Origin of the sequence: Marinomonas sp. KMM3893 (genome assembly GCF_004352855.1) — a bacterium.
Classification (GTDB): Bacteria; Pseudomonadota; Gammaproteobacteria; order Pseudomonadales; family Marinomonadaceae; genus Marinomonas; species Marinomonas arenicola.
In genome coordinates, this window is record NZ_SJSC01000004.1 from 271,345 (window position 1) to 291,557 (window position 20,213).

Genomic DNA, 20,213 nt, shown 5'->3' on the forward strand with positions numbered 1-20,213 from the left:
CGCTGACCGAGTTGGTTGTCTGAATGTATCCCAATGTAGGGTGGTGATCGTTGGCGGCTAAGAAAAAAGAGCCTTTATTTATGTCTTCCCTAGACTAAAGTAAGAGTGTGACTGTGTTTTATTTGATCAAATTGGTGCCTTTATAAATTGTTTAGATGTTTATACTTGTTTGTTTTTTAAACGATTATTGGGTTTTTCGGATGATTTAGGTGATTTTTAACAAACTTATGAAAGTATTTACATTTTAAGGATTGAAATTAGATCGATTAGTCCATAGGTTATTAGTATGTTCAAAACGAGGAGGGAATAGAAAATACGTTTATAAAATAATTTTCCAAAAACGAAAGGAAATTCTCTATGTATACATTGAATATTAGTGGTCATCACGTTCAGTCTGGTGAAGAAGTACAAGAGCTAGTTAAAGAAAGAATGGATCGTCTGACTCGTCTGAACGATCAAATCACCAGTATTAAGGTGATTCTAAATACAGAGAAACATGAGATTCATGAATTAATTGTTGAAGCCAGTGTTCATATTCCTGGTCATGATCTATTCGCTACCGTTAAAACAGACAAACAATTGAAACCAGCTGTGGATTTGTTGGTAGGTAAATTGGAAAAACAACTCGTTAAACATAAGGCAAAACACACCGGCCGTCAGCATCAGATTAATGCTCAAGACGTAGAGAGTAGTGTAGAGCGAGAAGAGCAAGCCGAATTCAATGAACTGGTAGAGCGTGAAGTTCTATAGGTAATCACCCTTAGGGAGTGAAAATAAAGAGTAGCCTCGCAGTCGCGGGGCTTTTTTGTGCCTGCGTTTTTTAACGTGGGCAGATGAATGTACTGGTTTATAAGGTGCTCGCTTAATAAGGAGCAAGCTTGAAGAGGCATTGGCTTAATGGGGCGCTGGCTTGTTCTTGGTGTGGAGGGTGTTGCTGTGGAGGGTGTTGCTGTGGAGGGTGTTGCTGTGGAGGGTGTTGCTGTGGAGATTGTTGTCATGGGTGACCCACTCTAAGATTGAGCGACGCAAATAAAAAAGGCCTCATATAAATGAGGCCTTTTTACTATGCTACGGTTAGTGCATCAGTCGCTGGGGCAAAGATTATGCCGTTGCGTCAGTGGCAATAACAGTATTGGCTTTCTTAACGTACTCACCCATCTTGTCGAAGTTTAGGTATTTGTAAACTTCAGAAGACATGCTGTTGATCTTGTTTGCGTACTCAAGGTACTCAGCAGGTGTAGGTAGTTTGCCAAGCAATGCCGCAACAGCAGCAAGTTCAGCAGAGGCCAAGAATACGTTAGCGCCATTACCTAGACGGTTCGGGAAGTTACGAGTTGAAGTGGAAACAACGGTAGACTTCTCAGCAACGCGTGCTTGGTTACCCATACATAGAGAACAACCAGGCATTTCCATACGAGCGCCAGCTTTACCGAAGATGCTGTAGTAGCCTTCTGCGGTTAGTTGCTCAGCGTCCATTTTGGTTGGTGGCGCAACCCAAAGGCGGGTAGGAACCACTTTGCCAGCTGCGTCTAGTAATTTACCAGCAGCACGGAAGTGACCGATGTTTGTCATACAAGAACCGATGAAGACTTCATCGATGTGCTCGCCTTGAACATCAGAAAGTAGACGTGCATCATCTGGATCGTTTGGCGCACAAAGAACAGGTTCTTTGATTGTTTCAAGGTCGATCTCAATGATTGTGTGGTATTCAGCGTCTGCATCAGCGCGCATTAGACTAGGGTTTGCTAACCACTCTTCCATTGCGTTAGCGCGGCGCTCAAGTGTACGAGGGTCACCGTAACCTTCAGAAATCATCCAACGTAGCATAACGATGTTGGATTTTAGGTATTCAGCCACAGACTCTTCAGACAAGTTGATGGTACAACCCGCAGCAGAACGTTCTGCAGAAGCGTCGGATAATTCGAACGCTTGCTCAGCGGTTAAGTGCTCAAGACCTTCGATTTCTAGGATGCGACCAGAGAAAACGTTTTTCTTACCTTTTTTCTCAACCGTCAAGTGACCTTCTTTGATTGCTTGGTAAGGGATTGCATGAACAAGGTCACGTAGTGTGATACCTGGTTGCATTTTACCTTTAAAGCGAACCAAAACAGACTCAGGCATATCAAGAGGCATGACACCTGTTGCTGCTGCGAATGCAACCAAACCAGAACCCGCAGGGAAAGAGATGCCTAGAGGGAAGCGGGTGTGAGAGTCACCACCAGTACCTACCGTGTCAGGTAGTAGCATACGGTTCAACCAAGAGTGGATGATGCCGTCACCTGGGCGAAGAGAAACACCGCCACGGTTCATGATGAAATCAGGAAGAGTGTGGTGAGTCGTTACGTCAACTGGTTTAGGGTAAGCCGCTGTGTGACAGAAAGATTGCATTACTAGATCGGACGTAAAGCCAAGGCAAGCCAAGTCTTTTAGTTCGTCACGTGTCATTGGACCCGTAGTGTCTTGAGAACCAACGGTTGTCATTTTTGGTTCACAGTAAGTGTTCGGGCGAATGCCTGGAAGACCACATGCCTTACCAACCATTTTCTGAGCCAGTGTGAAGCCTTTAGTGGATTCAGCAATCGCACCAGGAACGGTGAATAAGTCTGTTGCGCCAAGGCCTAGAGATTCACGAGCTTTCGCGGTTAAACCACGACCGATGATCAAAGGAATACGACCGCCAGCACGTACTTCGTCTAGAAGTACTTGAGTTTTTAGAGAGAAAGTACTGATGACTTCTTCTGTGCCGTGTTTTTTAACAACGCCTTCGTATGGGAAAATGTCGATTACATCGCCCATTTCCATTTTATCAACGTCCATTTCGATTGGCAGTGCACCAGCGTCTTCCATTGTGTTGAAGAAGATAGGGGCAATTTTATTACCAATACAGATACCGCCAGCGCGTTTGTTAGGGATGAACGGAATGTCATCGCCCATGTGCCATAGCACAGAGTTCGTCGCTGATTTACGGCTTGAACCCGTACCAACAACATCACCCACGTACGCTAAAGGAAAGCCTTTTTCTTTTAGGGAGATGATTTTGCTGATTGGTCCGATTTCGCCATCTAGATCTGGTGTGATGCCATCACGAGCCATTTTAAGCATTGCGTTGGCATGTAATGGGATATCAGGACGAGACCATGCGTCTGGCGCAGGAGATAGATCGTCGGTGTTTGTTTCGCCCGTTACTTTAAAGACAGTAAGGGAGATTTTTTCAGCCAATTTGTTTTTCGCTGTGAACCATTCGCCATCCGCCCAAGATTGGATGATTTGTTTCGCGAATGGGTTACCTGCTTTGGATTTTTCTTCAACGTCATGGAAGGCGTCGAAAATAAGCAGTGTATGAGACAGTGCTTTGGCTGCAATAGGAGCAAGCTCTTCAATGTCTAGGCAAGCGATCAATGGCTGAATGTTGTAACCACCAAGCATGGTGCCAAGCAGTTCAGTTGCCAATTCTTTGGTGATTAGTGGTGATGCTGCTTCGCCTTGGGTGATGGCAGCAAGAAAGCCTGCTTTAACGTAAGCGGCTTCATCAACACCCGCTGGGATGCGATTTTTTAGAAGGTCAAGAATAAACTCTTCTTCACCTGCTGGTGGGTTTTTAAGAAGTTCAACCAAGGCAGAAACTTGTTCTGCATTAAGTGGTGTAGGAGGTATGCTCTGTTCTGCACGTTCCTCGACATGTTTACGGTATGCTTCTAACACAATAGTTCCCCTTAGTTTTCGACATCAACCCTGTGTGTTGATGTGTTGAAGCGGAGGCTTAACCACCCTTAATGAGTGTTCAACGTTAAGCCAAACGATAATCACTGCTTTATTATTGAATTATTTTATATAAAAAACGGGCGAAAGACTCAATTAACCCCATAACAATTTAGAATAGGGGACATTTAGCGGAATTATTCTGATTTAGAATCGCCTTCTCCGCTTGCTGCCTTTGCTTGCGTTTGGTGTGTTTTCTTGCCCTCTATTGTGGTGACTTTGCTGCTGGCTGAATGATGCGAACCACTCTAAAGCCCCAGTTGCTGGCCTTTAGGTTCGGTTCAGCGCGATAACGAGTAGAGCTTCGTCCTACTCTTGGAATGTCAAACCAAGACCCGCCGCGAATCACTCGACTGCTGCATTGGTCTGATAACCATATCTGATTTTTACTTGGCGCGCCCTTGTAAGAATCGTGATAACAGTCTTCAACCCACTCTGCTACGTTGCCGTGCATGTCATACAAGCCTAATGGATTGCTGGCCTGACTGCCAACCGGTGCGCTTGACACCCCATCCCATTGGCTGCCGCAACTGTCACAAACACTGTAACCTGGTTTAACAGAGTTGCCATACCAAAAGGCGCTGTTGCCATTGCCCCGTGCGGAATATTCCCATTCTACTTCCGTCGGTAGTCGATACTCTTGGTTGGTTTGCTCAGATAGCCAAGCGGTATAGGCTTTGGCGTCGTACCAGCTGACGTTAATAACAGGGCGTTTTTGTCGTCCCCAGCCATTATCGGCCGGCAGTTTTCGCCCCGTTGCTTTGGCAAAACGGTCGTATTGATCGAAGGTGACTTCGTATTTACTGATATAGAAGCCGTGGGGAATATCGACCTCATGAACCGGTTTCTCATTGTCGTCGCCTAGATTGTGTAGGTCGCCCATTTGAAATTTTGCAGGGGCAATTTTCTCTACTTTCGGGGCTTTTCCGCCTGAAGCCAAGGGTTCTTCAAGAACTTGAGGGAGCGCTTCAAAGTGTTCTTTTTCAATCTGCTTAGGAGTTTTTTTCACTGCGAGAGCGACGGCTGGTTTAGGGGCGTCTTCTGGCCATAATGAGACAGCAGCAATTGCTGAGCCTGCGACCACCAGGCCAAGCGCGATATAAAGAGTGCGCCTTGGGTGCGAAGAAAGTCGCTTAGGGCTTGCTTTGGCTTTGGGTTGTTCTGGTTTATAAAGATTGGCACGCAGTGTTCGCATGACTTCTTGTAAGGACTTTGGTCTATATCGATCGTGTTTTCTGCTCCATTTTTGAAGCTTCTTCCAGGTGGCATCGCTCAAATAAGGGTGAGCGCTGGGTAACGCCCCAGGAAGGTCCTTGTCTAAAATGGATTCACCAAGCAGCGCCGCCATAAGAATGCGCATAAAGTTAAAGCGATCTGATGCTGGGGTTCTTTTTTGTGCTTTGCGTTGGTATTCAGGAGGAAAGAGTCTAGGGTCTAGCTCTTTGTCTGTGATCCTGTCCATCCAATGGTGGGCACCCAAGCCAGTCATAATGCCAAGGCCGTTCACAACATGAATCGCGCTTAAGTCAAGGTGACCGTGAAATAGGCCTTTTTGATGAATCTGATCCAGCGCTTTGGCAATGTTATCAAATAAACTGACGACCACATTAAGCGGCGCGCCATCTGGGTATTTGCCTAAAAAGCTATAGAGATTTTCACCGCCACACACAGCAGAACAAGAAAACACCCATAATTTAGAGTAGAAGGGTGGGTAATTCGGCGTGATGGCCTGGTGTTTAATGCCAGCGTATTTGCGTGAATTTTGTAGGAAGTCTTCTACTTTTCCTCGTCCAGGTTCGTAAAAGCGTACGACAAACGATCTGCCTCCATGGTCGGCCACCCAGGCGGATTTGTGCTGGGAAGCGGGGTAGTTCAGCACGTAAGGGTCTAACTCAACGCCAACGTGCTGGCCTATTTTTAATTTATTAATGTCGTAGAATTCATTCATTACGAATTTGATATCCAAATCAAGACGTTGCTGCCTAAGTGCTTAATAGAGAGTATAATCTCGTTTTTTAAGATGAAAAGGTAGAGTAATGTTATCAGCGTATCCAGAGCTTGTTGATTTTCTTCCCTGCCAGTCGCCTGAAGCATGGGTGAACTGGGCGATTGAGAATCAAACTTTGCTGTTAAATGACCATGCCCATTGTGAAAAAAAGGCCGCGTCAACGGCGATGAGTTTGATGTATCGTTATGTGGATCGTGATAATTTGCTTCATAAAATGTCCCGTTTGGCCCGTGAAGAGCTGCTTCACTTTGAGCAAGTTCATAAGATCATGCGCAAACGCGGCGTGGCTTATGATCATCTGACGGCATCACGCTATGCAGATGGCTTGCGTAAACACATTCGTACCCATGAGCCAGCGCGTCTGGTTGATACCATGATTGTAGGGGCGTTTGTTGAGGCGAGATCCTGTGAGCGTTTTGCTGCTCTTGCTCCGCATCTGGATGAGGAGTTGTCTAAATTTTACATCTCATTGCTAAAATCCGAAGCCAGACACTTTGAAGATTACCTTGCGCTGGCAAAAGAATACGCCGGCGAGCCAATTGATGAGCGCATTGCGTTTTTCCGTGACTTAGAAGAAAAGCTTATTCTTGAGCCAGATACGGATTTTCGCATGCACAGTGGCCCACCTCGTTTAGAGGCCTAGTTCGTTTGCTTACGAAATAAAACGAGCAGGTTACGTTTTTGTAAGGTAACTTCTTGATTAGCTGCTAATATCATTAGTATCAACTCAACAATGGAGGGGGTCGACATGGGCGCGCAGATGAACGATAAGTTGCCAGACGTTACTTACTGGCTGGCGTTACAAATAGCGAAACATGAACATGTTATCGATCTAGACAGTGCTTATCAGGGATCCGCTGAGCTGGATGTTTTGTATCAATTACTGACCAGTAAAGCGCAGCTTTATTGGTGGCGTAATTATGGCATTGAGTTGAGCCCTGTGATGGTTAACAATGCTTTTTTTCGCGCGGTGGCCATGCTTCATGAGCGGCGTTTAGAGTTCAGTCGTTCGCGGCACAGTGCTGATACCGGATGGGTAAAAGAGTTATTGCACCTGTAGCATTCACTTAGAATGACGCTTTACGGGTTTCGTTATTAAAAAAAACCATTGCATGTGTATGTAATGGTTTTTTTGTGGCTGGCATGTCTTAAAGCGTAAGGTGATGGACAGGTTGTAACCCATTCAGCCCCTTGGTTAAGAAGGTGTCTACCTCGCAGCTCAATTGACAAACTTGTGTGTCATCAAGGTAAGCAAGCCAGATTTGATCGTCCCAATCTCCCAGTACGCAGCGAGCGTAATGCTCATTAATATGAAACGCCGGTCTGTGAGTGTGACCATGAATGACGACGTTGGTGTGATTCCTAGTCAGAGATTCTTGTACGCTGCTTGGTGTCACATCCATGATGTATTGAGACTTTTCCGCCGACATGCTTTTGCTGTCATTGCGCAACTGTGCTGCCAATGCCATTCTTTTTTCAAGGGGCATTGAAAGTATTTGTTGCTGCCATTCTGGCGTTCTTACCATGGTGCGGAACGTTTGATACTCAGTGTCTTCCTGACAATATTCATCGCCATGAGTGAGTAGGATTGGGTGAGTTGGAGAGTGAATAAGCGTTTGCTCAGTCAGCAAGGTTGCGCCCACTCGCTGGCACCACTCGTTACCAATCAAAAAGTCTCGATTGCCGTGGATGAAAAAGAGTGCGATGCCAGCATCAGACAGCTGACGAAGGCTGGCTTCGATAGGTTGGTTCCAATCAGGCTGGTAATCGTCCCCAATCCAGGCTTCATAAAAGTCGCCAATGATATACAGCTCAGCGTCATTGTCTGGGTGCTTGTTTGTTAGCTCACCCATCATTTGAACAAACGCCCGGATCAAGTCCGGGCGTTTGTCACTAAGATGCAAATCCGAGATTAAATAACGAATCATTAGTCTTCGTTTTTAACCAATTCAGCGCTTTCGATAATCACGTCGTCAGCAGGAACGTCTTGGTGGCCTGCTTTTGTGGTGGTTTTCACTTCTTTGATTTTGTTTACCACGTCCATGCCTGCGGTTACTTTACCAAATACCGCGTAGCCCCAGCCGTCTGGTGTTTTGCTGCGGTGGTTAAGGAAGGCGTTGTCGGCAACGTTAATGAAGAATTGAGCAGACGCGGAATGTGGGTCCATAGTACGAGCCATGGCCAGTGTGCCTACTTCGTTCTTCAAGCCGTTATCTGCTTCGTTTTCGATTTGAGTGCGTGTTTCTTTTTGTGTCATGCCTGGCTCAAAACCACCGCCTTGAACCATGAAACCATTGATCACACGGTGAAAAATAACGCCGTCATAAAAACCTGAAGTAACGTATTCTTCAAAGTTTTTCGCTGTTTTAGGGGCTTTTTCGTAATTAAGCTCGACGTGAACATCACCGTAGTTAGTGTGTAGGATGATCATTTTATATTCCTTAAAAGTTATGAATGGCTAAAAGATGGCGTAAGTACGCCTAGTCGATGTTGAGCATTTTATGTGTTTGTAAGCTAAGACGCCACTGTGGATGTGATAAACAAAAATTTAGTGTGGCTTCTTGGGTGTTAACCAAGGGGATTTGTGACTCGCTAAGATGGCTTTGATCCATGGGTTGTAGGTAAAAATGATCAAACGCCAATGCCTCAAATAAAGAAGGGGCAAGGTGGTCTTGGGGGAACACCAACTTAAGCTCATTGCCTTGAGTGACCTTGAGAGGTTTTGTGGTTTTAGGGCTGACACAAATCCAGTCGATACCATGAGGCAGTGGCAGAGTGCCATTGGTTTCTATGGCGATGGTGTAACCGTGGGCTTTCATTTCTTCTATTAGCGCGTCGTCTAGCTGCAAGGCTGGCTCGCCGCCGGTAAATACCACGTATTTATGATGTTGTCCCGCTGGCCACAATGCGTCTATGTGTTCGCATAATTCGTGTGCCGTGGTGAACTTGCCACCATGTTGGCCATCGGTGCCGATAAAGTCGGTGTCGCAAAATTGGCAATCAGACGTTGCTCGTGTTTTTTCTTGGCCTGACCATAAGTTGCAGCCAGTGAAGCGGCAGAATAAAGCTGGACGGCCTGCGTGGGCGCCTTCTCCCTGTAAAGAGTAGAAAGCTTCTTTTATTGAATACATGTGTTGCGCCTATTACATCTCGAAAAACAGTTCGAGGTAAGGGTGATCGCTTTAGTTGTCCATTGGGGATCTGTGGAACAGAAGCCAATAAAGACTAAATTGAATGAATGTTTGTGCTTGGTAAATCTATGCTTCGTAAGCGAGTGGGTCGGTTTGACCTTGCTCAGCAAAGGCTTCCAATCTTTCGTTGCACGCGCCGCATTTGCCGCATGATTTTTCACGGCCGTTGTAACAAGTCCACGTTTTGCCGTAATCGAGATTCATCGCCAACCCCGCTTTTAAAATCTCGCCTTTTGAGTTGTTCAAAAATGGCGTAACGATTTCAACAGATTGGTAGTTCGCAATCTTAGATACCGCGTTCATGGCGTCGACAAATTCTGGTCGACAGTCAGGGTAAATGTGGTGATCGCCTGAGTGGGCGCCATAGTAAACTTTCCCCGCTTCTAATGACACGGCATACGCAATCGCCATAGACAATAGAACCATGTTGCGATTCGGTACCACGGTGGATTTCATGCTCTCGCTTTCGTAATCGCCTTCGGGAATCTCGCTGTCACCGGTCAGTGAGGAACCTGCCATCAGGCTATTGATCGCGGTGATGTCGACGACTTTATGAGGAATGTTTAATTGCTTGCATACCTCAGCAGCAACAATAAGTTCCTTACTGTGTTTTTGTCCGTAATTAAAGGACAAGGCGTACACGTCCAATCCTTGTTTGATGGCGGTGTTCAGAACGGTGAATGAATCCATTCCCCCTGAATACACCACAACGGCTTTTTCTGGCATCTTGTGTTCCTTAATGTAGGTCGTTGGGCTGAATAAGGCGGCGGATTATAGCAGATGGGGAAGTGGCTTAACTAGGATGATAGAGATTGATTTTGAAGAGGAAAGCCGATAGTTTGAGCGCCACATCTAAGAATGAAAGCGCATAAGAGTATCACCAGTTTTACTTTTATGCGCAGGCGGTTGCTGCATTCATCGCCTGCAGTGCAGCAAAGCTAACGTGTATAACGAGCAAAAAAGGAAAGGCATGAGCACATTAAAGGAAATGCGACGCGGTGCCGTTGCATCGGTCCCCATGATTATCGGTGGTATTCCGTTTGGATTGTTGTTTGGCTCATTGGCCTCTAGTTATGGTTTGAGTCCTTGGTTTGCGATAGCCATGTCTTCTATGGTGTTTGCAGGGTCTGCTCAGTTTGTTGCCATTGGTTTGATCTCTATTCATGCGCCTTTGTGGGTCATTGTGTCAACTACCTTTATTGTCAATTTAAGACACCTGCTGTACGCCGCTGACATGGTGAAATATGTGAAGCATTTGCCGATGAGGCTGCGCATTATTATGGGGTTTGGCTTGATCGATGAGACCTACGCGGCGGTGCGCCCACTTTACGGCATGGGGATCGTTGATGAAAAAACAGGCCATAAGGCGTATTTAGGGTCGTTTTTATCGTTTTATGTGATGTGGAATGTCACCACGATTTTGGGTGTTGTCTCGGGAGAGTTGATCCCCGGGATGAGCGAATGGGGGCTTGAGTTCGCTATGGTGGCGACCTTTATTAGTATTATTACGCCTTATTTAAAAGCCGCGCCTTTTTGGTTTGCTATGGTGAGTGCGGGGATCGCTTCTGTGTTGCTGGTGGATTTGCCTAACAATTTGGGGTTGCTTGTGTCGGCGGTGATCGCTGTGTCGGTCGGCTATTTTAGCGACGCTGCCCTCAACAAAAACAAGCCATCTTTGGTTGGAACCTCTGGGGGTGAGTCATGACATTGATGGATTCGGTGTTGGTCATTGCGGGGATGTTTGTGGTGACATTTGGTGTGCGCTTTATGCTTTTTGCGCGCGCTCACAAGGTGTCCATGCCGGCGTTCCTTGATCGTGCTTTAAAGTTTGTGCCAGTGGCGGTGTTGACGTCCATTATTACGCCTATGATCTTTGTTTCTGAGCATAGAATGAATGTCTCATTTGAAAACCCTTGGTTATTAGGCGCTTTGGCCGCATTTTTCGTCGGTTTATGGAAACAGCAGCAACTGCTTACGATTGTGGTTGGTGTTGTGGTGTTTTTTGCAGCGAAATATGCTTTTTCATAGAGGATTTTTATGCTCTCTAATATCACTATGAAAGCGAAATCGGATATACTTGCTCGTCAAAGTAACAATACTGTTATAAGAAAATTTATCGGGACTTACATCAACCATGTCAGAAACGTCAAAACCAGGTAATTTCATTACCCAAATCATTGATAAAGATAACGAATCAGGTAAACACAATGGCGTTGTTATGACGCGCTTTCCACCTGAACCGAATGGCTATCTACATATTGGCCATGCAAAATCTATTTGCCTAAATTTCGGTATAGCGCAGCGCTACAATGGTCAGTGTAATCTTCGTTTTGACGACACCAATCCTGAGAAGGAAAGTGTTGAGTACATTGAGTCCATTAAACGCGATGTGGAATGGCTAGGGTTTGAGTGGAAAGATGAGCCAAAGTTTGCGTCTGATTATTTTCAGGCGCTTTATGACTTTGCTGTTCAGCTTATTGAAATGGGCAAAGCGTATGTTTGTGAGCTAAATGGCGAACAAATGCGTGAGTACCGTGGCACATTAAAAGAGCCAGGCAAAAACAGCCCTTATCGCGATCGCTCTGTAGAAGAGAACCTTGCTTTGTTTGCTGATATGAAAAACGGCAAGTACAAAGATGGCGAAGTGGTGTTGCGCGCTAAGATCGATATGGCCAGCCCAAATATGAACCTGCGCGATCCTATTATCTACCGCGTTCGTCATGTTCATCACCATCAAACGGGTGATCAGTGGTGTGTCTACCCTATGTACGACTTTACCCATTGCTTGTCTGATGCATTGGAAAACATTACGCACTCTATTTGTACCTTAGAGTTTCAAGACCACCGTCCATTGTACGACTGGGTATTGGACACATTAGGCACTGCGCATCCGCAACAAATTGAGTTTGCGCGTTTAAACCTAAACTACACGGTGACCAGTAAGCGTAAGCTGAAACAGTTGGTCGACGAAAAGCATGTATTTGGCTGGGACGATCCTCGTATGCCAACCATTTCAGGTTTGCGTCGTCGCGGTTACACAGCACAGTCCATTCGTAATTTCTGTGAGCGAATTGGTGTGACTCGCTCTGACGGTATTGTCGATGTGGGCATGTTAGAGCACGCTATCCGTGAAGACTTGGATGCGAATGCAAACCGCGCCATGGCGGTGTTAAACCCGATCAAGGTGACGCTAACCAACTACCCAGAAGACAAAGAAGAAATCTTCACGGTGAACAATCACCCGAAAAATGAAGACGCGGGACAGCGTGAAGTGCCTTTTAGTAAGACACTTTACATTGACGCGGCTGACTTTGCCGAAGAGCCACCACGTAAATGGAAGCGTTTGACGCTTGATGGCGCCGTTCGTCTGCGTGGCGGTTATGTGATTACCTGTGACCAAGCCATTAAAAATGAGGCGGGTGAGGTGGTTGAGCTTCTTTGTCGCTACGACGAAAACACCTTGGGCGTAAACCCTGAAGGCTATAAGCCAAAAGGGGTGATCCATTGGGTGAGCGCGAAACACGCGGTTGATGCAAGGGTTAACTTGTACGATCGATTGTTTAATAACGATGCGCCTGATGCGAACTACGAAGATAAAACCTTCTTAGATTTCATTAATGAAGATTCCTTGACGGTGTTAACGAACGCCAAAGTGGAGCCGTCGTTGTTGGCGTCTGAAAAAGGCCAAGGCTTCCAATTTGAACGCGAAGGTTACTTCTGTCGTGACCTAAAAGAAGACGGCATTGTGTTCAACCGTACTGTTACGCTGCGCGATTCTTGGGCAAAAATTGAAGCAAAAGGGAAATAATTGAGATGTTGAAGATTTACAACACCCTAAGTGGGAAGAAAGAAATTTTCAAGCCAGTTGAAGAAGGCAAAGTCGGCATGTATGTCTGTGGTAACACTGTCTACGACTATTGCCATATTGGTCACGCTCGAGCGATGATTTCCTTTGATGTAATTTCTCGTTTTATTCGTCACCTCGGTTACGAGTTGAACTATGTGCGCAACATCACGGATGTGGATGATAAAATCATCAAGCGCGCAGAAGAAAACAACGAATCGACTCAGGCGCTGACTGAGCGAATGATTGCGGCGCAGCGTGAAGACGAATTGCGTCTTGGAAACAAAATGCCAGACCGCGAGCCGAAAGCCACTGAGTTCATGCAAGAAATCATCGACATGATTCAAGTGCTTATTGATAAAGGGTTTGCCTACCATGGGGCGTCAGGGGATGTGTATTACCGCACTGAAGCCTTCAAAGAGTATGGCAAGCTAAATAATCGTAAGCTTGAAGACATGTTGGCGGGGGCGCGTATTGATGTTGAAGTGGCAAAAGAGCATCCGGCCGATTTCGTTTTGTGGAAGCAAGCGAAAGAAGGCGAAGTGTCTTGGCCATCTCCTTGGGGGATAGGTCGCCCAGGTTGGCACATCGAGTGTTCTGCCATGTCGACAAATTGCCTAGGCAGTCATTTTGATATTCATGGTGGCGGCCCCGATCTTAAGTTTCCGCATCATGAGAACGAAATTGCTCAGTCTGAAGCGGCAACGGGCAAGGATTACGTTAATTACTGGGTACATTGTGGCGCGGTTCGTGTTAACAATGAGAAAATGTCAAAATCGCTGGGTAACTTCTTTACCGTGCGCGATGTGTTGGCAAAGTACAACCCTGAAGTGGTTCGTTATTTGATGGTGTCTAGCCAATATCGAAGCGCGATTGATTATTCTGATCAAAGCCTCAATGAGGCAAAAGTTGCATTAGAGCGCCTTTACACCGCATTGCGAGGTCAAGCGGCCTCTGCTGAGTATGTTCCTACGGAATTTACTGAGCGCTTTGAAACGGCGATGAAGGACGACTTTAATACGGCGGTTGCTGTGTCTGTGTTGTTTGAATTGGTTCGTGAGCTGAATAAAGCGAAAACGGACAATGTTGCTCAGGCGGAATTGTTGGCGGCAGAGTTGTTGGCATTGGCCGATTTGCTTGGTTTGCTTAAGCAAGATCCAGAGTACTTCTTACAGAACAGTACGGTTTCTGAAGGATTGGACGAAGCGGGCATTCAAGCCTTGATTGATGAGCGTACTCAAGCTCGTAAAGATAAAAACTTTGCGCGCAGTGATGAAATTCGTGATGAATTAGCGGATCAAGGTATTGAGTTGCTGGACAGCCGAGAAGGGACTTCCTGGACTCGACGCTAACGTTAGTAGAATAAAAGGCGATACCTGCACATATCAGGTATCGCCTTTTTTTTATTGCTCTTTTTGCACTCGTACTGCCAGCACGTCGCAAGGCGCGCCATGCAGAACGCCATTGGCAGTGGAACCAAGAAGCAATGCGAGGCCATGTCGTCCGTGGCTACCGACAGTGATAAGGTCTACGTGTTTTTCTTCCGCAATGCGGTGAATTTCACTTTCAATACCACCTTGTGTGACGCATGTTTCAGCCACTGTGATGTCAAGTTGCTCTTGTAGCATGGACATGCGCTCTTTAGCGGTGTCTTGTAGCTGTTTTTGAATGTCGGTTATGTCAATGGGTACGTCACCGCCATAGGCGTAGTTTAATGACTCTATGACGTGTACGATGATCAACTCTGCTCCTAGTGAAGAACATAGGGACGCGGCTTTGTTGGCCACCTTGATGCTTTCATCAGTGAGATCGACTGCAAGTAAAACTCGTTTGTACAACATAAAAACCTCCAAATTCAACGGTATAATTAATTTTAGTCCAAAAATATAAAGAGACGCTTAATGACTGCGCTAATTGTTGTGCTTATTACACTATCCCTTATGGGTTCCGCGTTGTGGATCATGCCTCCGAAGCAAGAGCGACGTCGGATGGCACTAAGGATGCTTGCAAGACAGCATAATCTTATTGTGCAGCTTACATCAATCGGGCTGCCAGACAAGTGGGATAAATCAAAGGAAGCGCATAAAGTGTGTGGTTATGCGCATTATCGCGCCAAACCCCTGGAGCAGATGACCGATAAAGTGCTCTTGCTTACCTACGATGTGTGGAAATATCAAGAAGTTACTGCTGGCTGGTGGTCTAACCAAATACTGCCGTTAAGTGGCCAAGATAAGGCCAATTTGGCGTTATTGTTGAGCTCGGTAATGGCGATAGAAATTTCGCGTGAATCTGTCGTCGCCTATTGGCAAGAGGCGGGAGGAGAGGAAATGGTCGACGTGATGGCGAAATTACTGCCTTCCTTAGCAGAAATGCCATTGAAATAAATCAGTGGCGCTCAGGTTTATCGTTGATCAAATCGGAAGCGCCTTCGTTGCTGTTCAGATTTTGAAGGAGTTGGCTTAAGGCTTCTTCTTGGTTTTCTGTGTCCTGTATGGCTTCAATTTTAGGGGCGATGATTTGTTTCATCTTGTCGGTGACAAAGGTCTGTAAAGCTTTCTTTTCCGGCCTTTCGATGGGGTCGGATTTAAGGTGAGACAAAATCACACCATACAAGGTCTGCGCGACACGAACATCGCCACTTTCGAAGTTTTTATTGGCTTGCACAATTTGGCGATTGAGTTGCACCCACAAGTTTAACCAGCGCAAATAGTCGTAACATGCCTTATAGTGTGCGTTGCTAAGGCGGCCTCGACGTCTTAAGAAAAGCAACATTTTGGCTACTTTTGTTAGGCGCTCTTTGTAATTGGCTTTTTGCTGAAAGCTCAGAGGGCTAGGTGTTGGGTTGAATTCAATGGGTTCTGCATTGCGATCGTCTTCTGCTTTGGCAATGCGAACTTCTGTGCGTTCAACGTCGTCTGTGTATTGTAATAATTCGCGCAAGGTATCAATGTAATAATCGTACAGGGCGTCACTGGCAATGGTGTCCGTATCAATGTCTTTTAGACTTTGTAAATGGTACTCCACGCGATCCGCACGATTGGATAACTGAAGTTGCCTAAAACGACGTTCGGTCTGTTCTTTTTCTTTTTGGTGCGCGCGTGAACCAATGACGACGGAAAGCACCACAATAATCATTAAAATAGCAATTGTAAGAATTTGTAGGAGTGCCATGATTGTCCTTAAGCAATGAATTCAGTATGTTAAATAAGAAATACTGGATTCAGCAAGCGATAATGTGAGAAACAATACAGTGATCGCTTGTCATATAAAAGGTGTTTGCTTAATATCAGCGCCCCGAAAGGCTAAACTACACTCACGTAGATTTGCAGACGTACATACATTTTGCAGACGGACTTAATAAGGCTTATACAGTTCAATGGGAAAATCACTGGTTATCGTGGAATCGCCCGCTAAGGCGAAAACCATCAATAAATACCTAGGCAACGATTATGTTGTTAAATCGAGTGTGGGACACATTCGAGACTTACCTTCGGGTACAACAGCAAAATCAACTCCGCAGGAGCGCGCAAAACAAGCGGCCCTGACGCGAAAGATGAGCCCGGAAGAAAAGGTTGAGCACAAGCGTCGCAAATCTCGTCAGCAGTTGATTTCGCGCATGGGTGTCGACCCTGAAAATAACTGGGAAGCGCATTACGAAGTGCTTCCAGGTAAAGAAAAGGTGGTGGATGAATTACGCCGACTTGCTAAAAATGCTGACACTATTTATCTCGCAACCGATTTGGATAGAGAGGGTGAGGCCATTGCATGGCACCTTCGTGAAGCCATCGGTGGCGACGACAGTCGCTATAAACGCGTGGTGTTTAACGAGATTACTAAAAAAGCCATTCAAGCGGCGTTTGAAACCCCATCCGAACTGGATATGAACCGTGTAAATGCACAGCAAGCGCGTCGTTTCTTAGACCGCGTTGTTGGCTTCATGGTCTCGCCTTTATTGTGGGCGAAAGTGGCTCGTGGCTTGTCCGCGGGTCGCGTTCAGTCGGTTGCGGTGCGCTTGATCGTAGAGCGAGAAAAAGAAATTCGTGCTTTTGTTCCTGATGAATTTTGGGAATTAGACGCAGAGCTCACCACGCCAGCCAAAGACACAATCAAATTTGCCGCGGTAAAATATCAGGGCAAAGAATACCGTCCTGAAAGCCAGGCGCAATCTGATGAGCATGTCGCGCGTTTGAACGGCGCTCAGTATCTGGTCAGCAATCGCGAAGACAAGCCCACTAGCAGCAAGCCTTCCGCTCCGTTTATTACCTCGACGTTGCAGCAAGCTGCCAGCACTCGTCTTGGTTATGGCGTGAAGAAAACCATGATGTTGGCTCAGCGTTTGTACGAAGCGGGTTACATCACTTACATGCGTACCGACTCGACCAATTTGAGTTTGGAAGCGGTTGATGCCTTGCGTGGTTACATTGTTGAGAAGTTCGGCAAAGACTATTTGCCAGAAGAACCGATTCGATACAGCAGCAAAGAAGGCGCTCAAGAGGCCCACGAGGCGATTCGTCCTTCTGATGTCAGTGTGCGTCAAGAAGACCTGCTAAGCATGGAGAAAGACGCTCACCGCCTGTATGAGTTGATTCGTGCACAGTTTATGGCGTGTCAGATGACACCAGCGCTTTACACGTCCACCACGGTGACGGTAACCGCCGGCGATTATGAGTTTAAGGCCAAAGGGCGTATTTTACGTTTTGATGGTTACACTCGAGCGATGCAGGGTGTTGTGAAAAAAGGCGATGACAATATTCTGCCTGATGTATCAAAAGGCGAGACCTTGTCTCTTGAGTCCTTGTTGCCAGAACAGCACTTTACTAAGCCGTCAGCGCGCTTTAGTGAAGCGAGTTTGGTAAAAGAGCTTGAAAAGCGTGGCATCGGCCGACCATCTACCTACGCCTCGATTATTTCTACCATCCAAGATCGTGGTTATGTTCGCGTTGAAAATCGTCGTTTTTACGCCGAAAAAATGGGCGACATTGTCACCGAGAGGCTGGTAGGGAGTTTCCACTCCTTAATGAATTACAGTTTTACCGCGCAAATGGAAGAGCAGCTTGATGAAGTCGCAGAAGGTCGCGAGAACTGGATTGAAGCGCTGAATGCCTTTTATCAAGGATTTAGCAGTGTGTTGGCGAAAGCAGAAGACCCAGAAGAGGGGATGCTGCTGAATGCACCAACACCAACGGACATCGAATGTCCGACTTGTTCACGCCCAATGCAGATTCGTACCGCGAGTACGGGTGTGTTTATGTCGTGTTCTGGTTACGCATTACCACCGAAAGAGCGTTGTAAAGCAACGATCAATCTAACCCGTGGTGAAGAAGCCGTGGCCGTTGATGACGACGAAGCGGAATCTAAAGCACTGATTAACAAGCGCCGTTGTAGTATCTGTAGTTCTGCAATGGACAGCTACTTGATGGACGAACATCGTAAGCTGCATGTCTGTGGTAATAACCCGACTTGCCCAGGCTACGAAGTGGAAGAAGGTACCTTTAAAATTAAAGGCTACGATGGTCCTGTGCTTGAGTGCGACAAGTGTGGCTCAGAGATGCAGCTTAAAACTGGACGATTTGGTAAGTATTTTGGCTGTACCAGCGAAGATTGTAAAAACACGCGTAAGTTGCTGAAAAGCGGCGAAGCAGCGCCACCGAAAATGGACCCTGTGCCTATGCCTGACCTTGCTTGTCAGAAAGTAGAAGACCATTATGTGCTGCGCGATGGGGCAACTGGTCTGTTCTTGGCGGCGAGCCAATTTCCACGTAAGCGAGAAACTCGAGCACCCTTGGTGAAAGAGTTGTTGCCTTACATGGAACAAATTGACCCTAAATATCACTTTTTCTCTACTGCGCCAGTGATGGATGCAGAAGGGCGCCCGACCATTGTTCGTTACAGTCGTAAAACCAAAGAACAATACGTGATGACCGAAGAAGAAGGCAAACCAACGGGCTGGAAAGCATTTTATGTTGGTAAGCAGTGGGTGATCGAAGAAGGGAAGAAAAAGAAATGAGTGCGGCGACTCCGGCGAGTCTCACCAACCAAAAATTAGATTCGGCGCGTCGCTTCCTACGCCAAAGCCAAGACGGAAATGAGTCTTGGCTGAGCGTAGGGCTAGAAAGCGCGGCCATCTTTCATTTGCGAAGTGCGCTGAATGGTCTGTTGCAAGAGGTGAGTCTGGCGTACCAGCTCGCCTCTGGCTTGCAGCTAGAGAGTTTACTAAGAGAAGCGCAAGCTAACGGTGTTGTGGTGCCTGTATTAGCAGAATTGCAAGACTTGTCGTCACAGCCAAATTCTTGGTTAAATCAATTGGAGCAAGCTTACTTGGTTCAATTCGAATGTCGTTCATCGATGTTTGCGAAAACCAGTGAGGCAAATTTGATTGGTCGTGGTGGAGATGACGGCGCATCGATTAATTTGTTTTTATCAAAGCTGACGGAGTTGGTGTTGCGTTTTAGAGAAGAGTCCTCAGAGTATTAAATATGAAAGAATCTTATCTCGAAATAGTTGAGCTGGATAACGGTGATATTGTGTTACGTCCGGTGGGCGACGAAGGCGAGACGACCGAGCCTTTGGCCACATTGAGCATTTCGGACGATACTAAAGATTATCTTAAAGAACGTTATTTTGAATTGGCTAAATGTATGTTTCATGCCGGCATTGATTTTGTTTATTCAGAAGAGCCAACGTTTGGCGATGAAACAGAGCATCTAGACGATATGGATCTAAGGCCAAAAATTCTCCATTAAAAAAGGCGAAGTGTTTGCTTCGCCTTTTTTGTGTTTTGCTGGCTTAGTTAGATGGTTTGGCGAATGACGCCAACGGAGAGTCCTTCAATGGCAAACTCTTCGCTTTCTAAGTCCACAATGATGTCGTCAAAATCTTCATTCTCTGGTGCTAAGCGGATAATGCTGCCTTTTTGAAAGAAGCGTTTTACAGTGACTTCTTCTCCAATGCGCGCAACAACGATTTGCCCGTCTCGTATGGCGGTTGTTTTGTGCACGGCAAGTAAGTCGCCTTCCATAATGCCAATATTTTTCATACTGGTGCCTGAGACAGACAGAAGATAGTCTGCTTTAGGGGAGAACATGGCGGCAGGAACATTGACGTGAGACGCAATGTTTTCTTGGGCAAGAATCGGGAAGCCGGCGGCGACTTTACCAATAACAGGCAGCCCAGGCTCGATGTTTTCGGCGGGGGCTGGCTCTTCAAGTAAGCGGATGCCGCGTGATGCCCCAGAAAGCATTTCGATTGCGCCTTTCTTGGCAAGAGCCTTCAGGTGTTCTTCAGCGGCATTAGGGGATTTGAATCCTAGGCGGCTGGCGATTTCTGCGCGTGTCGGAGGAAAGCCAGTCTCGCTAATAAATTCGCGAATGGTTTCTAGTACGTCAGATTGTCTGTTGGTTAATTTAATCAT

General features: G+C 46.3%; 20 protein-coding genes. 11 read left to right on the forward strand and 9 right to left on the reverse strand.

The window, feature by feature from the left end:
* The first annotated feature begins 357 nt into the window (after positions 1-357).
* Positions 358-750: a ribosome-associated translation inhibitor RaiA gene (gene raiA / locus E0D71_RS12120; protein WP_133003565.1), complete on the forward strand. Its 393-nt coding sequence runs from the start codon at positions 358-360 to the stop codon at positions 748-750.
* A 351-nt stretch (positions 751-1,101) separates the two neighbouring features.
* Here the strand turns inward: raiA and acnB are convergent, their stop codons facing one another.
* On the reverse strand, positions 1,102-3,702 hold the full coding sequence (gene acnB / locus E0D71_RS12125; RefSeq protein WP_133003566.1) for a bifunctional aconitate hydratase 2/2-methylisocitrate dehydratase: 2,601 nt from the start codon (positions 3,700-3,702) through the stop codon (positions 1,102-1,104).
* A 262-nt stretch (positions 3,703-3,964) separates the two neighbouring features.
* Positions 3,965-5,707 (reverse strand): formylglycine-generating enzyme family protein, encoded by a 1,743-nt coding sequence (locus E0D71_RS12130; protein WP_133003567.1) that lies wholly within the window; start codon positions 5,705-5,707, stop codon positions 3,965-3,967.
* 88 nt (positions 5,708-5,795) lie between these two features.
* Here E0D71_RS12130 and E0D71_RS12135 point away from each other — a divergent pair, with 88 nt between their 5' ends.
* Positions 5,796-6,410, forward strand: a complete 615-nt coding sequence (locus E0D71_RS12135) for a tRNA-(ms[2]io[6]A)-hydroxylase (protein ID WP_133003568.1) — start codon at positions 5,796-5,798, stop codon at positions 6,408-6,410.
* Between the two features lie 105 nt (positions 6,411-6,515).
* Positions 6,516-6,827, forward strand: a complete 312-nt coding sequence (locus E0D71_RS12140) for a hypothetical protein (protein ID WP_133003569.1) — start codon at positions 6,516-6,518, stop codon at positions 6,825-6,827.
* A gap of 88 nt (positions 6,828-6,915) precedes the next feature.
* Here the strand turns inward: E0D71_RS12140 and E0D71_RS12145 are convergent, their stop codons facing one another.
* From E0D71_RS12145 to queC, 4 genes are all read right to left on the reverse strand, one after another.
* Positions 6,916-7,695, reverse strand: a complete 780-nt coding sequence (locus tag E0D71_RS12145; protein WP_133003570.1) for a UDP-2,3-diacylglucosamine diphosphatase — start codon at positions 7,693-7,695, stop codon at positions 6,916-6,918.
* Positions 7,695-8,198: a peptidylprolyl isomerase gene (locus E0D71_RS12150; RefSeq protein WP_133003571.1), complete on the reverse strand. Its 504-nt coding sequence runs from the start codon at positions 8,196-8,198 to the stop codon at positions 7,695-7,697. The genes E0D71_RS12145 and E0D71_RS12150 overlap by 1 nt, the downstream gene beginning before the upstream one ends.
* A 49-nt stretch (positions 8,199-8,247) precedes the next feature.
* Positions 8,248-8,898 carry a 7-carboxy-7-deazaguanine synthase gene (gene queE / locus E0D71_RS12155; protein WP_133003572.1) on the reverse strand — a complete coding sequence of 217 codons (651 nt, stop codon included), beginning with the start codon at positions 8,896-8,898 and terminating at the stop codon, positions 8,248-8,250.
* Between the two features lie 126 nt (positions 8,899-9,024).
* Positions 9,025-9,684, reverse strand: a complete 660-nt coding sequence (gene queC, locus E0D71_RS12160; protein ID WP_133003573.1) for a 7-cyano-7-deazaguanine synthase QueC — start codon at positions 9,682-9,684, stop codon at positions 9,025-9,027.
* 244 nt (positions 9,685-9,928) lie between these two features.
* On the opposite strand from queC, the gene E0D71_RS12165 reads away from it, so the two are divergent.
* The 4 genes from E0D71_RS12165 (at position 9,929) to cysS (ending at position 14,154) form a co-directional block, all read left to right on the forward strand.
* Positions 9,929-10,663: an AzlC family ABC transporter permease gene (locus E0D71_RS12165; RefSeq protein ID WP_133003574.1), complete on the forward strand. Its 735-nt coding sequence runs from the start codon at positions 9,929-9,931 to the stop codon at positions 10,661-10,663.
* On the forward strand, positions 10,660-10,986 hold the full coding sequence (locus E0D71_RS12170) for an AzlD domain-containing protein (RefSeq protein ID WP_133003575.1): 327 nt from the start codon (positions 10,660-10,662) through the stop codon (positions 10,984-10,986). The genes E0D71_RS12165 and E0D71_RS12170 overlap by 4 nt, the downstream gene beginning before the upstream one ends.
* 106 nt (positions 10,987-11,092) lie before the next feature.
* Positions 11,093-12,766 carry a glutamine--tRNA ligase/YqeY domain fusion protein gene (locus E0D71_RS12175; RefSeq protein WP_133003576.1) on the forward strand — a complete coding sequence of 558 codons (1,674 nt, stop codon included), beginning with the start codon at positions 11,093-11,095 and terminating at the stop codon, positions 12,764-12,766.
* A gap of 5 nt (positions 12,767-12,771) precedes the next feature.
* On the forward strand, positions 12,772-14,154 hold the full coding sequence (cysS, locus tag E0D71_RS12180) for a cysteine--tRNA ligase (protein WP_133003577.1): 1,383 nt from the start codon (positions 12,772-12,774) through the stop codon (positions 14,152-14,154).
* Between the two features lie 51 nt (positions 14,155-14,205).
* Here cysS and E0D71_RS12185 read toward each other — a convergent pair whose 3' ends face one another.
* Entirely contained in the window at positions 14,206-14,643 is a 438-nt protein-coding gene (locus tag E0D71_RS12185) for a universal stress protein (RefSeq protein WP_133003578.1), read from the reverse strand.
* Between the two features lie 60 nt (positions 14,644-14,703).
* Between E0D71_RS12185 and E0D71_RS12190 the strand changes: the two genes are divergently transcribed.
* Positions 14,704-15,186 carry a hypothetical protein gene (locus tag E0D71_RS12190; RefSeq protein ID WP_133003579.1) on the forward strand — a complete coding sequence of 161 codons (483 nt, stop codon included), beginning with the start codon at positions 14,704-14,706 and terminating at the stop codon, positions 15,184-15,186.
* Position 15,187: 1 nt separating this feature from the next.
* Here E0D71_RS12190 and E0D71_RS12195 read toward each other — a convergent pair whose 3' ends face one another.
* Positions 15,188-15,973 carry a DNA topoisomerase I gene (locus E0D71_RS12195; RefSeq protein WP_133003580.1) on the reverse strand — a complete coding sequence of 262 codons (786 nt, stop codon included), beginning with the start codon at positions 15,971-15,973 and terminating at the stop codon, positions 15,188-15,190.
* Positions 15,974-16,178: 205 nt separating this feature from the next.
* Here E0D71_RS12195 and topA point away from each other — a divergent pair, with 205 nt between their 5' ends.
* Genes topA through E0D71_RS12210 form a run of 3 tightly spaced genes read left to right on the forward strand, consistent with a single transcriptional unit; the run spans position 16,179 to position 19,545 of the window.
* Positions 16,179-18,809, forward strand: coding sequence for a type I DNA topoisomerase (gene topA / locus E0D71_RS12200; RefSeq protein WP_133003581.1), 2,631 nt, complete (start codon positions 16,179-16,181; stop codon positions 18,807-18,809).
* The gene (locus E0D71_RS12205; protein WP_133003582.1) at positions 18,806-19,276 is read left to right on the forward strand and encodes a DUF6586 family protein; all 471 of its coding nucleotides are present in this window, start codon (positions 18,806-18,808) and stop codon (positions 19,274-19,276) included. The genes topA and E0D71_RS12205 overlap by 4 nt, the downstream gene beginning before the upstream one ends.
* A gap of 2 nt (positions 19,277-19,278) precedes the next feature.
* A complete protein-coding gene (locus E0D71_RS12210) occupies positions 19,279-19,545 on the forward strand; it encodes a hypothetical protein (RefSeq protein WP_133003583.1) in 267 nt (88 codons plus the stop codon).
* A 47-nt stretch (positions 19,546-19,592) separates the two neighbouring features.
* Here E0D71_RS12210 and lexA read toward each other — a convergent pair whose 3' ends face one another.
* Positions 19,593-20,213, reverse strand: coding sequence for a transcriptional repressor LexA (lexA, locus tag E0D71_RS12215; RefSeq protein WP_133003584.1), 621 nt, complete (start codon positions 20,211-20,213; stop codon positions 19,593-19,595).